Origin of the sequence: Bacillus niameyensis, assembly GCF_001375535.1 — a bacterium.
GTDB lineage: Bacteria > Bacillota > Bacilli > Bacillales > Bacillaceae_C > Lederbergia > Lederbergia niameyensis.
In genome coordinates, this window is record NZ_LN831197.1 from 1,526,934 (window position 1) to 1,542,275 (window position 15,342).

General features: G+C 36.8%; 17 protein-coding genes and 4 pseudogenes. 3 read left to right on the forward strand and 18 right to left on the reverse strand.

Features of this window, described 5'->3' with window-relative positions:
- Positions 1-194: 194 nt before the first annotated feature.
- The 5 genes and pseudogenes from BN1243_RS22520 to BN1243_RS07500 form a co-directional block, all read right to left on the reverse strand.
- Positions 195-482: pseudogene (locus tag BN1243_RS22520) on the reverse strand (RNA-guided endonuclease TnpB family protein); the annotation flags it as partial.
- A complete protein-coding gene (locus BN1243_RS22925; RefSeq protein ID WP_084781845.1) occupies positions 463-660 on the reverse strand; it encodes an LD-carboxypeptidase in 198 nt (65 codons plus the stop codon). The gene BN1243_RS22925 and the pseudogene BN1243_RS22520, both read right to left, overlap by 20 nt.
- Before the next feature lie 255 nt (positions 661-915).
- Positions 916-1,317: a CTP-dependent riboflavin kinase gene (locus BN1243_RS07490; protein ID WP_230200127.1), complete on the reverse strand. Its 402-nt coding sequence runs from the start codon at positions 1,315-1,317 to the stop codon at positions 916-918.
- Positions 1,310-2,080, reverse strand: coding sequence for a cyanophycinase (locus tag BN1243_RS07495; RefSeq protein WP_062105602.1), 771 nt, complete (start codon positions 2,078-2,080; stop codon positions 1,310-1,312). Before BN1243_RS07495 ends, BN1243_RS07490 begins: the two co-directional genes overlap by 8 nt.
- 135 nt (positions 2,081-2,215) lie before the next feature.
- Complete coding sequence (locus BN1243_RS07500) at positions 2,216-2,656, reverse strand: NUDIX hydrolase (RefSeq protein ID WP_230200128.1); 441 nt, start codon at positions 2,654-2,656, stop codon at positions 2,216-2,218.
- 457 nt (positions 2,657-3,113) lie between these two features.
- Here BN1243_RS07500 and BN1243_RS22530 point away from each other — a divergent pair, with 457 nt between their 5' ends.
- Positions 3,114-3,224, forward strand: a complete 111-nt coding sequence (locus tag BN1243_RS22530; protein WP_230200129.1) for a putative holin-like toxin — start codon at positions 3,114-3,116, stop codon at positions 3,222-3,224.
- 291 nt (positions 3,225-3,515) lie between these two features.
- On the opposite strand, the gene BN1243_RS07505 is transcribed toward BN1243_RS22530, so the two are convergent.
- Positions 3,516-4,043 (reverse strand): GrpB family protein, encoded by a 528-nt coding sequence (locus BN1243_RS07505; RefSeq protein WP_062110480.1) that lies wholly within the window; start codon positions 4,041-4,043, stop codon positions 3,516-3,518.
- 435 nt (positions 4,044-4,478) lie between these two features.
- On the opposite strand from BN1243_RS07505, the gene BN1243_RS07510 reads away from it, so the two are divergent.
- Positions 4,479-4,916: a hypothetical protein gene (locus BN1243_RS07510; protein WP_062105606.1), complete on the forward strand. Its 438-nt coding sequence runs from the start codon at positions 4,479-4,481 to the stop codon at positions 4,914-4,916.
- Between the two features lie 498 nt (positions 4,917-5,414).
- On the opposite strand, the gene BN1243_RS22535 is transcribed toward BN1243_RS07510, so the two are convergent.
- The 8 genes and pseudogenes from BN1243_RS22535 to BN1243_RS07545 form a co-directional block, all read right to left on the reverse strand.
- Positions 5,415-5,582 (reverse strand): hypothetical protein, encoded by a 168-nt coding sequence (locus BN1243_RS22535; RefSeq protein ID WP_230200130.1) that lies wholly within the window; start codon positions 5,580-5,582, stop codon positions 5,415-5,417.
- Complete coding sequence (locus BN1243_RS07515) at positions 5,579-6,040, reverse strand: NUDIX hydrolase (protein ID WP_062105608.1); 462 nt, start codon at positions 6,038-6,040, stop codon at positions 5,579-5,581. Before BN1243_RS07515 ends, BN1243_RS22535 begins: the two co-directional genes overlap by 4 nt.
- 142 nt (positions 6,041-6,182) lie before the next feature.
- Entirely contained in the window at positions 6,183-6,587 is a 405-nt protein-coding gene (locus BN1243_RS07520; protein WP_062105611.1) for an NUDIX hydrolase, read from the reverse strand.
- A 140-nt stretch (positions 6,588-6,727) separates the two neighbouring features.
- Positions 6,728-7,405 (reverse strand): class I SAM-dependent DNA methyltransferase, encoded by a 678-nt coding sequence (locus BN1243_RS07525; protein WP_062105614.1) that lies wholly within the window; start codon positions 7,403-7,405, stop codon positions 6,728-6,730.
- A gap of 415 nt (positions 7,406-7,820) precedes the next feature.
- Positions 7,821-9,044, reverse strand: coding sequence for an amidohydrolase (locus tag BN1243_RS07530; protein ID WP_062105616.1), 1,224 nt, complete (start codon positions 9,042-9,044; stop codon positions 7,821-7,823).
- Positions 9,041-10,288 (reverse strand): amidohydrolase, encoded by a 1,248-nt coding sequence (locus BN1243_RS07535; protein ID WP_062105618.1) that lies wholly within the window; start codon positions 10,286-10,288, stop codon positions 9,041-9,043. Before BN1243_RS07535 ends, BN1243_RS07530 begins: the two co-directional genes overlap by 4 nt.
- A 150-nt stretch (positions 10,289-10,438) precedes the next feature.
- A pseudogene (locus BN1243_RS07540) lies at positions 10,439-10,834 on the reverse strand (nucleoside deaminase).
- Positions 10,835-10,869: 35 nt separating this feature from the next.
- Entirely contained in the window at positions 10,870-11,577 is a 708-nt protein-coding gene (locus BN1243_RS07545) for an ankyrin repeat domain-containing protein (protein WP_407638850.1), read from the reverse strand.
- A 128-nt stretch (positions 11,578-11,705) separates the two neighbouring features.
- Between BN1243_RS07545 and BN1243_RS07550 the strand changes: the two are divergent.
- A pseudogene (locus BN1243_RS07550) lies at positions 11,706-12,064 on the forward strand (LysR family transcriptional regulator); the annotation flags it as partial.
- Positions 12,065-12,373: 309 nt separating this feature from the next.
- Here BN1243_RS07550 and BN1243_RS07555 read toward each other — a convergent pair.
- The 4 genes and pseudogenes from BN1243_RS07555 to BN1243_RS07560 all read right to left on the reverse strand — a co-directional run.
- The gene (locus BN1243_RS07555) at positions 12,374-13,717 is read right to left on the reverse strand and encodes an RNA-guided endonuclease TnpB family protein (protein ID WP_062105620.1); all 1,344 of its coding nucleotides are present in this window, start codon (positions 13,715-13,717) and stop codon (positions 12,374-12,376) included.
- Between the two features lie 35 nt (positions 13,718-13,752).
- Entirely contained in the window at positions 13,753-14,097 is a 345-nt protein-coding gene (gene tnpA / locus BN1243_RS21640) for an IS200/IS605 family transposase (RefSeq protein ID WP_084781848.1), read from the reverse strand.
- A 244-nt stretch (positions 14,098-14,341) separates the two neighbouring features.
- Positions 14,342-14,416 (reverse strand): annotated as a pseudogene (locus BN1243_RS23015) (hypothetical protein); the annotation flags it as partial.
- A gap of 57 nt (positions 14,417-14,473) precedes the next feature.
- Positions 14,474-15,342, reverse strand: an 869-nt coding sequence (locus BN1243_RS07560) for an endonuclease/exonuclease/phosphatase family protein (protein WP_195892084.1), incomplete at its 5' end; no start/stop codon positions are given.

Genomic DNA, 15,342 nt, shown 5'->3' on the forward strand with positions numbered 1-15,342 from the left:
CTGTTTAGCACTCCCCAAACACTGTTTTTGGTTGGTAGTGGTGACGAACGATCGTTTTCCCACTTGCACCACCCTTCCGAAAAAGAGCAGTTCTTCCTCACGGAAGAAGCCCCCACTCAGATATTCTGGCGTGTGCTACAAGCCCCGACAAGTCGAGTACACATGGATGGTTGACGCACCCACTAAGCTATGCGCTAAGCAACAGCCTTACGTTTTTGAACTTTCAATATCACCGGAGTCTTCACTATAAGATTTTCGTCTAATTCCATAACTTCTGATTTTCTTAAAGTATTTAATGCTCCATTAATGTCAGCATGGATGCATTGTCCTGTTTTACTTCGATACAGACCGCGAGTGATCCGTTTGCCGCTGAATGTGTAGTTCGATTTATCCGTTTTTGTCCAAACAGGAATCGTATCCCTATCTAGGAAACTAGCTTTTGATGTATAACTTTCTTCTTGTTCAACAAAACGAACGCCTTCCGTGAAAAGTAACTAGATTCGTATAGTTGTGGATTCCAAGTAAGAGGATTGTATTTGCACTATATCCCATTACGATCTTAGGATTTTGCTTAATCAAATTCCAGTCCAATAAATTTAATAGAATCATTAGTTCGATAACTTTACAAATACGTAGTGATTTTCCTATTGAAAATTCCATTCGTATGCTTAATAAGAATTCTTTTATTTATCCCATACATCTATTATTATATTTCCGAATAATTCCTCTCTGAAATACACTTCTAACCTATCATCGTGCCCCTTCCTCGATGATGTTACCGAGTGGTTAACCTCCAACATTACCTCGATTTTCACCACAAACATCTACGACTCTTTTCCACCTACTGCCCTGTTAGTAAAAAAAGTCTCACTTATAAGGAAACATACCTGTTAACATGAAGAATATAATTCCCTTTTAAATAACAACAACCTCTACTAGATCACCATCTTTTAAATTGAATTTATCACGAAGTTTTATATCCGTGGCGATTTCAATAATTGTCTTTGGATGATCTCCCGTTCCGTTTGCATTCCCATCAGTCCTCAAAATAAAGGATTTCATACCAAAAATTTTACAGGGTAGTATACTTACAGATACCGTACCACCATATTCCTCTTTTTCTAAACGTATAGTATTGGAAGGAAGATTATAGGGTTCATTTAATTCTACATTTAACGTACCAGGAAACAAAATCATCCCAGTCTTTTCATAGTAAATACTTTGATATTTTTCAATCCAATATGAATAGTTTCCTAAACCACTAACAACTTTTCCTGTAAGTTTAATCAAGTTCCTCTCCTTATTACCTTTACTCAAGTGAAAATGAGTCTCCTGGTTCATATACTTTCACTCTAAATTCAAGGGTCTTATTTCTACTTATAAAATAAACTCTGCCTTTACCGTGAACTTTTATATCTTTTTCATTTATAATTTCCAAACAAATTGGTTCATCAATTCCTAAACCTTGCTTTTCATTTGTTTGTTCTAATGCTTCAATTAATCGCGGGAAACCACCATATTCACTAAAATGTGGTTCCACTATACAATTTCGAAGTACCCCGATCCCTTTATCTATTAATAAATCTTCATTATTATAATGGCTTCTTACCACAAATTCATTGGATTGTTTTGTAACCTTACCTCCCCAGATAGTGCACGGGTTAGTGGAAATGAGTGCCCCAGCTGAAACACCAGCAAAAACTTTTCCACTAAAATAAAATTCTCTAATGAATTTTGCTACTGACGAATTTACATAAACCCTTTGATACACTCTTGTATCTCCACCGCATATTAGTAATCCGGAACATTCATTTATTCGTTCCAATTTTTCCTTCTCTATTTTCATTTCCTTATTCGGGATAATTGATATTACTTCTTTTACACCCAAACTTTTCCAACAATCTTTGTACACCCTTTTAAAATAGGATTCCCACTGGTCTCCACCTAATCCTAAAACAGCAATTTTTGCATTGTCTCCACCTGCTGCTTCGATAAATGGAATTGATGTCAAATTAAAATTATCACCGATATCTCCATATAAAAAAATAGATCTGTTAATATAAAGCCACCATCCTTTCAAAGGTAATATTAAAAAATTTTTTCAATACTTCTTCCATTATCTTCTGATTATAAATAATATCCTTTAATCTAAACTGCGCATTAGTTCAACAAGTAAAAGCGTTAATCCTTTATGGAATAGCGCCAATAAATTGTGTTAGCTAATTATAGGGCGTGATTTTTGTGTTAATAAATCATTGACCAACATCATATGTTCCGAAAATATATTGTCGGGTAATGCATCAAGTGAAAAAAACTGATTGTGCATGGACTCTTCATTGCTCTCAACTAATTCACCTTTATAGCGCTTACAAAAGAACGAAATAAGTACCAACGAAACTTGATCCCCATTAGGGAAAGTTTTATCATATTGCGGACCTGAATAGATGCCAAATAATTCGAGTTGCTCTAAAAGAAGTCCTGTCTCTTCAAAAACTTCTCTCCTGGCCGTATCTTGAACACTTTCACCTAAATCCATGAAACCACCTGGAAAGCCCCATTGCCCATTATCAGCACGTCTTTGCATGAGCACCCGATCTTCCTTATCAAAAACAATTGCACCTGAAACAACCATTATAACTTTTTCATTTCCAACCATTGATCTTAAATATTTTATATAGTCCAATATTTTCAGAGCCCTTCTATGTTTTAATTAGTCCCTACTCCTTATAAATGCTAGATGTAATGGTAATTCATACACCAACTGATGCCATTAGTATATAAATTTCTATATTAAAGAGCGTTAATCCTTCTTTGGTTAACCCCACGGTAATTTATAACAACGCCAACTAAAAAGGGGCCTGCCAAAGAGGAGTGATCTTCTACTCTTTGGACAGCCCTCTAGTTTTTAATTACTGAGATGCCATACCTTTTAAGTTGTTCCTTTAAAAATACATGAAGTTCCATATCATGTCTGATTCATAGTTATTTAATCATTTATAGTATCCATCCCATATTTCTACTCGTTTTCTTTATTTAACATGATAGAATAGTAACAGTAGCTACTACAGCGGATGGACGGTTGGCACTCCCTTGAAAGAAAGGGGGTGTTTCATATGATGACATACGATGCCATGAATATGCTTATTCAATTTGGTATATTCTTAGCCACAGGTTTAACAGCACTGGTGGCAATCATCGCAATTGTCATCAATACAAAAAAGTAACCACCCTCCGCTACGGCCAAAGTAGATGAGATGGTTACTTTTTAACATCCTTCCAACTGGCCAACCGCACTTCATGCGGGTGTCAGCTGCTTTGACTGGGTGTTGACGCACCCAGTTTTTTTAGTATATGCTTAGTTTACCACAATTATGTTGTGAATACACCTATATGCCGAATGGATAAAACTCCAAATCCATCTTATCCAATTGGTAAAAGAAGTATTTACAACGAAATACATGCAGAGCCAGTTACGACTCCCTGTTCCACCCATTGCCCCGTTCGTTCAAAGAAACTTACATTCTTTTCTCAAAAATTTTTCTTACGAATTGTTCCTTATAATTTGTATATTGCTCGATTCCGCTATTATTTGCTTCTATAAATTTCTTTTTCAAATCACTGTATTGTTCCCGTACTGTTTCGTTAGCATTTAGATAATCTCTAAAAAAGATTATATTTTTCCAGAGTTCTTTATTATAGTCAACTAAATGAATATAGTGGGTCTTTACTTTGTAAGTTTCATCAGTAAACTTGGCGAGAACAATTTCATTAGGACGTTGAATCCGCAATTTTAAAAAACCAGCCTTCTTTAACCCCTGAAAGAAAACTTCATCAACCTTATCAATATCATCGACACCCACAACTAAATCCAATATTGGTTTGGCAACCATATTTTTAATTGCGGTGCTTCCAATATGCTCAATTCGATTTTCGTGAATGGAGACTGAATTAAGTATATCTTTTTTCACTCTCTGAAACTCTTTCTGCCATTCTACAGTATATGGTTCTAATCTTACTTCATCTCGTTTTAATCCTAATTTCAATGTGACCACCTCATTCTCAGGATATATAGATAATTCGTTGTAGTTCCTATAAGTCCTGTGTAACATATCTGTAACATCTGTAATACTATCTTGTAGGAAAATGAAAACAACACTGAATATAAACAGGCTTTTATTATTTCTAATATGGCATAAACCTAACAAATCATTTTCTCTCGCTAATCTGATAATGTACTCCACTATAACCGCCCTCTTTTCACTGGCACATTCCTAAAATCCCGTTAAATACATAGTAGATTTATAGAAATATCGTAAGAGCCCATTAGCTTAAGTACAATAATTCTCTTAAGAGGTAATACACCATTTTTAATAGTTATTCCCCATTCAGTATGAATTGTTTTATACTTTGTGTAACCCAACATATATAAACCTATTTTGGTTAAACTAACATCAAACCATTCTATGAGAGGTGTTACGATGAAGAAATTATTATTAATTTTAACTCTCGCTTTTTCCTTTTTAGTCCAGTTACCTGAATTAGTAACCGCTAAACAAGATTTTCCAAACAATGAAAGTAAATCCTTTACCGATGCAAATACGTTTTACGAACAATTGGACAAGAAAATTTATAAGGAATACAAAAATTCAGCTTATAGTATTCGTAAGAAAATTTTATTTAAAGATGTCCCTAATGCAATTTGGACTTTCAATCAAAAAACAAAAAATGGGTGTCAGGCTAAGGAGGATTATGAAAACGCAAACATCAATCCTAACCGCCAAGTATATTTTTTAGGAACATTCTCCCAAAACAATGATGAAGAATTTCATAAATACACAGTTATTGATGCGGAAACTAAACAGGAACTACTTGGGGGTACAAGTTACCACCACTATGATGATCCTTACAAAAAATAAAGCCAACTTAGCGAATTGAGGAAACTCTTCTTTTATAATTTCTTTTGGTAAGGGTTGATCACAACCATAGCCTTTATCTTCTGAAAGCAGTGGAAACATTCTAGGACCAACCAACGGATGAATTATTCTTCGACAATTTACATCTCTAGTCCAGACTAAAGCAGTTTCTATTGTTCGACGAAGAGGACTTATTATTATCAAGTCCTTAGATGAAATTGGATAAGTCTCAAACAATTTTTTTGCTTGCCATACACCAACTTAAGTGAGTTGTGGGTCAGTCATCTGTAAGCTCTTTGGCGGTTTCATAACGTGTTGACCTTGTGCGTGACGAACAAAATATAACTCCATTCTAATACTGCCTCCCATTTAACTTTTTCCTGTTTACTAATTTGCCCATGGTACAATAAACTTAGTTTTGCAGTTGAATATTAATTTTAATCTCACTACAGTATATAGGCATTAAAAATAAATCATTATGTTTAATAAACATACATCAATTTAATGAAAGTAACGTTTAGAACTTATTAACTTCAATAATTTCCATCCTTCTTCGCCGAGGTAATTTAGCTTTTCAGACATTAATGTTTTGAAATCAATACCATTTTTCAATTGAATTTGAATATTTCCCACTTTATATTCACTTAAAAACACCTTTACATAATTCAAATTTTTAATACCATTTTAGCAATAGAAAAATCCACTTCATCAACATCTCCAATATTAGATACCATATCCCAGGTTCGCATATGACTCATTTCTCTGTTCACAGTAAATTTAGCTAACTCGAAAATTTCCCCATAAAAAACAGCCCAAAAAATAGGTTTTCCCATTCTCGGTATGTAAACAGTTGATACTCCGCGTAGTGTGAGTATATCTATTTCTTGTCCAATCTCTTCGAGGATTTCTCTTTTCACACAGTCTAATAAACTTTCTCCAGATTCCCTTCCACCACCCGGTAGTTCCCAATTATTTCTGTATCTGTTATAACAAACAATTAGCTTACCTCTTTGCATCAAAACAGCGTGTCCGCCACTAATATTTCCGACATCAAGTAATTCAGATTCATTTGTAGCATACTTAAAGTTATCTAATCGATGCCCCTGTTTGTTGATAATTATTGACATAAAAACACCTCGCAATTAAGAAGGACTGTCATGGATTGTTAAAGATCTTCAAATTAACTAAGAAAACATTCTAAGTAATTTGACTGAAATAATCTTGTTGGACTTCTTTTGAGATTAACGCCCCATTAATCTAATAACAACGTTAAGAACTCTCACCAAAAATATGAAAATGACTTATTTTATTTTCCAAGGCATCATCAATTCTTTTTATATTCCACGGATGTATTTGTTCAGGTAACTTCTCCCGTGCAAAGAACTGCACTTGTTCTATTTCTTCATTCGGCTTCCAATCAATCCTGTTCAAGATCGTCGCCCTGAACAAAAATACTAAATTATCATTAGTGGAAGAGTAATAGGTCGAAATAAGGTTATTAACTTCCACAACATAACCTGTTTCTTCTAACACTTCCCTTTTTACACCGTCTACTGGTGACTCATTCTCCTCGAGGTGACCACCAGGAAATGTCCAATTCCGCGAGCCATAACCAATCTTAGTCAATAAAATTCTGTTATCCTTATCCGTAATTGCTGCAAAGACACCGACCATATTTTTAATTCTCCTTTAAAATAAGTCTTCTTGTGCTACAGACCTTTTTGCTTAATATTTCAAGTGTTTTTTCATAATAGAAATGTATTTTAAAAGGGGAGAGACCAAGAAACTTGCCTATCACCATGGGCTTGATGCAACTATTTGGTAACCTTACCCTTAGTCCGTAAACATTCTACCACCCAGTAGCCATAGTAGATCGTTGTCTGTGGATCCTCGCTTTCCCAACCCGGGGCATGCTGGTACTTCAGAGGTTGAAGTCCAAATGTCTCGAGTGCGCTAGCAGTTTCAGAAAACGACCAAAAGAATATCCGGATATCAGCCTGTCCACCAGCAGCTTCAATCCAGCGTGCATCATGAAAAGGCAATTCCTCACGATACTCGTTTACGGTGAAGTAGAAACGACCACCATAAGCAAGGACTTCTGCCACATTACCAATAACTTGTGCCAAATCCTCACAGAAATCGAAACAACCGTTTGCCACTATCACATCGAACTTTCCGAGTTCAGCAGGTAGAGACTGGTGGAAATCATGTACAAGGTAGGTACCAGAAGGACGTTTTCGCCTCGCCTCATCGACCATAGCAGTCGATATATCAAGTCCAACAACTTCTACATCAAGTGGCAGTGAACTCGTCAAATGACCAGGTCCGCAACCGAGATCGAGTACACGCTTCCCAGCACACACATTCTCCTGAAGGAACGTTTGAACTGAATCTTGAAAGTAAGTCATAGGCTTCGTAATCTCCTCGTAGATCTCGGCGACGCCGTCGTATATTTGTGCAACCTTATGCTTGTCATTCTTAGAATAATTCACTTAGGTATCTCACCTCCACAATACATAAAAAACCCCTGACATATATTCATAATCATTCTTTATATTTAAAATCCTATCGAAGTATCTCTTCGACAAAAAAGAGCATTCACCTTCTGAAGAAATGACTTCGTTAATTCCAAGAAATCGGATTACTAAGCCTTTACTGCTTAACAAGCGCATAAAGCAAAAATTGGCCGGCATGAGTTCAGTTCAATACCGTCTCCATACCAACCAACCAACCGCATAAAATAAAACTCTAACTTTTTTGGGGGCACCTCATATTCGTTGCTCTTTTTTAAAGTGACACTTTAAACAGTAAGGGGAGAGCTTCCACCCCTGCTGATTAACATTCTCACAGCTGACCAAAAAGTGCAGGGGTTATTTTTAAAAATAGATATTCTGCATGTACATTTTCCTAATGTTTTGATTTGTAGAACTTCCCTTTATGCATCAACTGCCTATTTTTCGGTAGTCTAGCAACTGCTTCTGCACTGCAACTTGCATCTACGAATACAAAGCTGGCCTCATCCCCGATCATAGGCCATTTTTGTTTTCCTTCAAAATCCAATGGCGTTACTTCTTGCGTAATTAAACTTAAACTTTGACGTAACGAACGTTCGTCTGATTTCCCTGTGTAGTCGCAAAAATTATGCACTTTTTCCATAATATCTCCAGAAAAATAAGGACTCCACGAATCATAAAAACCATCACAACCCAATGCTACTTTAACGCCTTCTGTTTTCAATATATCAATAGGAATCAGCTGATGATTGATGGAAATAGGGATGGTAGACATAATTTCCGCATTATGCTCGCTTAATTTTTTTGCAAATAGCTTTTGCATATGAGGCGACAAATTACTTAAACCAAATGCATGACTAAACGCAGTATGCCTCTTATAATTTTGTTCCTTCGCCATGTCCAACCATTTATCCATCGTATAGAAACCTACTTGTCCCCGATCATGCAGATGCATGTCGACATCCACATCATACTCTTTAGCAATATCCATCGTGACTTGTAATGATTTTTCAATGTCTTTATCAATGCCTGCCGGATCAAGTCCACCTAAGATTGTTGCACCAGATTCCAATGCTTGTCTTAATAAGTCAGGCATTTCTTCATGAGCTAATAAGCCATGTTGGGGGAACGCAACAATTTCATAGGTTAAATATTGCTTATAGGCTTCCAGTGCCTTTTTTACACCTTCTAAATTTTTCAATTTGATAAAGGGATCAATATTGACATGTGTTCGAATATGATTCACACCGTTTTTCAAATGTAATTCGATCATGGCAGACGCTCTTTGTGTCACTGTTTCTGAAAGTTCATCTAGTTCAGCCGCTTCAATAGCTAATCGCTCGGATAAACTTTTTACTGGGCGACAAGCCTTCCATCCTAATGAGAGATACGTTTTATCTAAATGATTATGCATCTCTTTGAATGCAGGTAGTGCTAATTTCCCTTCCATATCAATAGCATCTGTATCTGGCACATTCTCAGATGCAGGAATAATCGTTTGAATTACCCCTTCTTTTGCAACATGAATATGAAATAAATCGGATTTTGTTAGGATGCTACCATCTTCATGCGTTGTTTCACCAATTTCCAGTCGAACATTTCGTAGCCATGTACTCATCGAAATTCCCCCTCTAGCTCTATCTCTTCTTCATGAATTATGTTCCCTTTTGAAATCACTGTCGAAATAGGGCATTGTCTCGCAATCAGATGCGCAGAACTTACTGCATCCACAAGTAACCCGTTGGCCGCATCTCCAATTTTTGGCCACTGTTGCTCCCCAACGTCATTTAATGGTGTTAATCCGCCTGTAGCATATTTTAACGACTGTCCAATATGCCATTCATCAATGTAGCCAAAACGTTGTACAAATTGATTTAACTTTTGAATCGTATCGCCACTTCCAAAAGGAGACCAATGATCAACAAGGCTATCATGTCCAAAAGAAACTTTTACGCCCCTATCACACAAATATTTCACAGGGATTGTAATCGGACCTGCTCCAATTGGAACCGTTGTTGTTAATCCAACTTTATTTGCAGCCATTCGATTTATTAGCTTGTCTAAAGATTGTTGAGGCAAGTCTGCAAATGCGAATGCGTGACTAATGGTTACATCCTTTTGAAAAGATCGTTGTTCGATTTCATTCAGAATTTGTTGGATTTCAAATTCCCCTAATGTATTTCGGTCATGTAAATGAATGTCAATTCCTACTTCATATTTTTCGGCTAGTCGAAAAGTTGTTTTTAAAACTTCTCCGCTATTACGATCTACTAAAGCAGGGTCTACCCCTCCGATATGAGTAGCACCCGTTTGTAATGCCTTTTCAAAGATTGTTAAAAATGCATGACCATTACGTAATAAACCATGTTGTGGGAACGCAACGATTTCATAGGTGATTTGATCTTGATAATTTTCTAAAACACGCTTGGCTATTTCTATATGTTTTGTCTCAATTTGTGGATCAACATTCACATGTGTACGAATATGCGTATGTCCCTTTTTTATATAATGTTGAACCATGGCATGTGCCCTATCCTCGGCTACATCCAATTGTTTGGGTAATAAAATCGCTTCTTCTTTAAAACGAGAAAAAATTCCTTCTGTAGCTGGAGTTGGGGCTTTCCACTCTCCACTGAAGTATGTTTTATCGATATGTGTATGCATTTCTTTGAACGATGGAACGAGTAGTTGCTTTTGGGCATCTATAACTACTGCATTGCTTGCTTCAATAGTTGGAGCTATTTCAATAAACTTTCCATTTTCAATCAAAACATCAAATATATTCGTTTTTGTCGCCGTGACAAACGTTTGATCATACAAATATCCTGTTTCCAAACGCACATTCTTTAATAATAATGTCAAAAAAATCTCTCTCCTTTTTATACATTTCTTTTAAACATAAATTCTATAAAGTAATCAACTATCTTGGAAGTTTATTTACTGTCAACTCGGTAACAGCACTCGCTTAATAGATAAAGAGCAAGTCGAACCAATAATAGCTATAATGACGGCTTATTCCTTTAGTTGAACCATTTGAATATCTCTTTTATCATGTGATAAAGATAGCTGATTGTATACATAGTCTTGGCTGGGGTTGCTGGGATTAGAAAAATATACTGTTTTTATTTGCGAATAATATATGGCGCTTAAACACATTGGACATGGCTCTGTGCTAGCATAAATCTCACAACCTTCAAGATTTATCGTGTTTAATGTTTAGCAAGCTTCACGAACAGCTTGAATTTCTGCATGTGTTGTTGGATCGTTCGTTGTTAATACTTCATTAACACCAGTCCCAATTATTATTCCATCTTTAACAACTACTGCTCCAAATGGTGCTCCTTGGTGCTTCTTTTCATTTTCATTTGCTAGTTTTTTTGCTTTTCTCATCCATTCTTGTTTAGCCATGTTGGTTCACTCCACCATTAGTTAAGCCCTTACAATCAAGTCCGAGCTTCTCTCAAAATACGTTCAATTGCTTTAAATCCACGATTTACTGCATGTTCTAATGGAGTAACCCCATCTCTATCACTAATATTGACATCCGCACCATGGTCAACCAATAATTGTACGATTTTTTGATAATTTTCCCCGCCGTCTCCTAAAATGACAGCTTCTAATAATGCAGTCCAATGTAAATTATTAATGTGATTCACATCCGTGTCGGAGTTAGTTAAAAGCTCCTCCACCACATCAACATGCCCTCGATCTGAAGCAGGAATAAGTGCTGTTCCACCAAAACGATTTGTTAATGTTGTATCAGCCCCCGCTTCAATAGCAAGCTTAACGATTTCTAGCAAACCTTCTGCACCAGCATATAAAAGTACATTATCTTGATTTTTATTACGAATATTTATGTCCGCCCCTTGTTCAATCAGTATCTTAACAGTGTCGACATTGTTTCTCTGTGTTGCAGCCATTACCGCAGTATCTCCATGATGGTCTGTCGCATTAATATCTGCTCCATCTTCTAATAATTTTAAAATGGTTTCTATATCCCCTTCCGTAGCTGCGGAAATTAACCGTTGTTCCAAATTAGTTTCCTCCCTTTCTACTAATTGTACAGATGAACTTTCCCCAGAATCCGGAGTCGCGCTGCATGCAGTTAACATCACTATAAGTAAACTTATAAATATGCCTTTGAGATTCATAATAGCCCGTACCTCCTTCTAAAAAGTTCCTATATAAATATGTTATCATGGGAATTATTATAGGAGAAATATTAATAAAGTAAGTTTTACTTATGTTTTACATATACAAAGTAAGGAGAATGTTAGGGATGGATATTAGGCAACTGCGCTATTTTATTGCGATTGTAGAAGAAAGGAAAATTTCTGCTGCTGCAAAAAACTACATATGTCCCAACCACCATTAAGCCAGCAATTAAAAGCCATGGAGGAGGAAATCGGTGCAAAATTAGTTGAGAGAAGCGGAAAATTTTTAGAAGTAACAGAAGCGGGAAAAACTCTATATAAAAATGCTTTACAAATAATTCAATTGATGGAAAAAACCGAAACAGAGGTAAAGGAAGTCGGTAAAGGTGTATATGGAAGACTCACGATAGGAGTCAACACCTTTTCATTTAGAGGGTTACCTCATATACTTGAACAATTTCAAAGACAATTCCCAAAGATTACGTGTCAACGTACCCCCACTGAGAACCTTGCGGTTCCCGTTTCAGTGGGGGCTTGGGTTAGCTACTCAGGTCTCCTCGTTCAATGTTGAAACGATTTGACGCTCTGAATAGCAAGCGCTGTTTAGCACTCCCCAAACACTGTTTTTGGTTGGTACTGGTGACGAACGATCGTTTTCCCACTTGCACCACCCTTCCGAAAAAGAGCAGTTCTTCCTCACGGAAGAAGCCCCCACTCAGATATTCTGGCGTGTGCTACAAGCCCCGACAAGTCGAGTACATATGGATGGTTGACGCACCCACTAAGCTATGCGCTAAGCAACAGCCTTACGTTTTTGAACTTTCAATATCACCGGAGTCTTCACTATAAGATTTTCGTCTAATTCCATAACTTCTGATTTTCTTAAAGTATTTAATGCTCCATTAATGTCAGCATGGATGCATTGTCCTGTTTTACTTCGATACAGACCGCGAGTGATCCGTTTGCCGCTGAATGTGTAGTTCGATTTATCCGTTTTTGTCCAAACAGGAATCGTATCCCTATCTAGGAAACTAGCTTTTGATGTATAACTTTCTTCTTGTTCAACAAAACGAACGCCCTCTTTTAAGCATTTATTTTCAATGGCAGAAATTAGCTTATGGAAGGGAATCTGAACAAATTTTTGGTTGTTCTTTTTTCCCATATTGGACTCTTGTTTCCAACCGGCATTATAGCCAATGACAATTGTATCAATGTTTAATTCCTTCACTTTTTTGAACAACAAACCTACGGTTTGTGAAATATAACCATTGATTTGCCTTTCCCGTTTGTTCCAAAGATTAGCTATAGATTTTGTCACAACACGTTTTGAAGTTCCATTTTCAGCATTTTTCTGTTGTAGTTGGCTTATTGTTTTGTTGAAGTATTGGTTGATAGATTTTAGTTTTTTACCATCAATCAAGAACGTATCCCCTGTATTTGTCGCACAGCTTACTAATTGGTCCACACCTAAATCGCAACCTAAAGCATTAGTGGTTGTCGTTGGTTGTTTCTTCATTTGAGAGACCTGCATTTCATACGTGTAATGCGCCTCAAAGAACCGACCTTTTTGCTTAGGTACAATTTGAATGTAGGAAATTTTTTTGCTCAACAAGTTTTTTGGCATACGAATTTTAATAGACCCAAACCGTTTCCTGAATTCAGCATTCATTGGAATCATCCAGTATCCGTCTTTATCAACTTTTGGGACTTGATAGATTTCAATTATATGTTTTTCAGTAGAACGAGAATACTTCGGAAATTTGGGACGACCGGTGAATCTCTCTGGGCTTTCCTTCCATTTCTTCAATGCTTCAAAAAAGCTCTTCACATCTGAATACAAAGTTCTGCGAATGGCTCGAACGGAGTTAGATTGCACTCCCCAATAGTTCACATCCGCTTGCATAGCAGCGTCAATTTCTTTTACGGTCGCAATTTTACCGTTGTTCAAGTAGCTTTGTTTCATCGTATACAATCCAACATTACGTAATGCCTTTGAACTATGTGACATACGTTGAAGCAGACGAAATTCTTTAGCCGTAAGGGTACCACGTCCTATGTTCTGTTTTTGAGTGAAGCGCTGAATGTTTTCGACTTTCTTTTGTTTACGCAATACTTTAATCGGTTTCTTTCTAGTCATTGTGTTCACCGCCTTTCTCAATGAGTCATATAGGATTATTTCATTCCTTGTGACTCAATATATTGACGAATGGTTTCGATAGATGCACCACCTGTTGTTAAAAGACAATAACTTCGAGACCAAAACATCTCTTTCCAAAGATATTGTTTTATCTGCGAAAAATCCTGTTTTACGAACCGAGAACTAACGCTCTTGTAACGGTTAATTGCTTTTGACAAGTCGATATTTGGAACTGAACGAAACAATAGATGAATGTGGTCGCCATCATGGTTCCATTCTTCTACGGTCATGCCTTTTGGTTCAAGCAGTCGTATGAAGTGGTTTTTCAGATAGTCTGAAATCTCATTATTCAGCACTTTTCTGCGGTATTTAGTAACCAAAGCTAAATGGTATTACTATCTAGTTTGGTTATTATATCAATCTACTTCCTTTCTACCATTAATTATACCATTGGACAAAAAATATAACGAATGTTTGTTCGCTAAAGGACGAGAAAAATTATACACAACAAGCAAAAGAGTTCAGCCTATCGGCTAACGGCAATTCACCTCCACCTGAATTGTTGGGCTGCGGCCCGCAACACAAATCAGATGGAGTCTTCTTGCCGAAAGGGATAAAATTCAACAAAGTGGAACCAGGCATAACAGTATTGACAGTCACATTTGTTCCTTTAGTCAGCTCAGCTAAACTGCAAGAGAGTTCAATCTGCTTACTTTCCCATTCGTTATGTTTTTGTATTATTCATTGACAAAAAACTTACTCCTTTAATTGTTCAGTCATTTCATACGTCGGTTTATGAGTTTGAAAATCAACCAAGACTGCCGCATGGTCAGATGGAAAACGCACAGGATGTGTATCGATTTTCCTTGCAGACTGTGGATGAATTTTCGTGCCATGAAGATAAATAAAATCAATACGATCACGGATATAATTGTCTAATTCGGCGACTGGCCAAGTTATGGATGGATCGGAAACTGGATCCGGATGAATTTGCCGATACGCATCTTTATATCCCGCTGCAACTAGTGCATGGGACTGTGGAAACGGAAATACATACCCGTTATGCCTCGACTGAGTTTCTTCGATCCAATCTAAATGGGAACCACTATTGAAATCTCCGCATAATAGAAGTGGCTCTTGATCTGATTTTAAAGCTAATGGCTCCAAGCATTTCATGATTTCCTTCAATTCATTTAACCGCTTCTGCTCACCTTCAAGCAACTCTGCGTAGCTAAGATCTGCCTTCTGATGCATTTCCCCCAAATAATCACTAAGATAATGTAACCATATGGAAAATACATTCACATATAGATCCTTATTGAATCGAACTCGCACTCCACCACAATGGAAAGCTTGATAGTATGGATATGTCTCCAAAATCGGATAACGGCTCATAATGGATATATTCGAACTTCTTAAATAGAAATAATATCCAAGAGCATCCGCAATGATTGGTCCAGAACCATACGTCTCCTGCATCATGATCAAATCCGCACCGCTTTCCTTTATTACTTCAACGGTGCGCTGGACACCGATCTCTGCCCCCATCTCACGTCCACCGTTCCATATATTAAACGTCATCACTTTAAGATTTTGACTTTGCTTTTCCGGTATGGGTTTAAGTT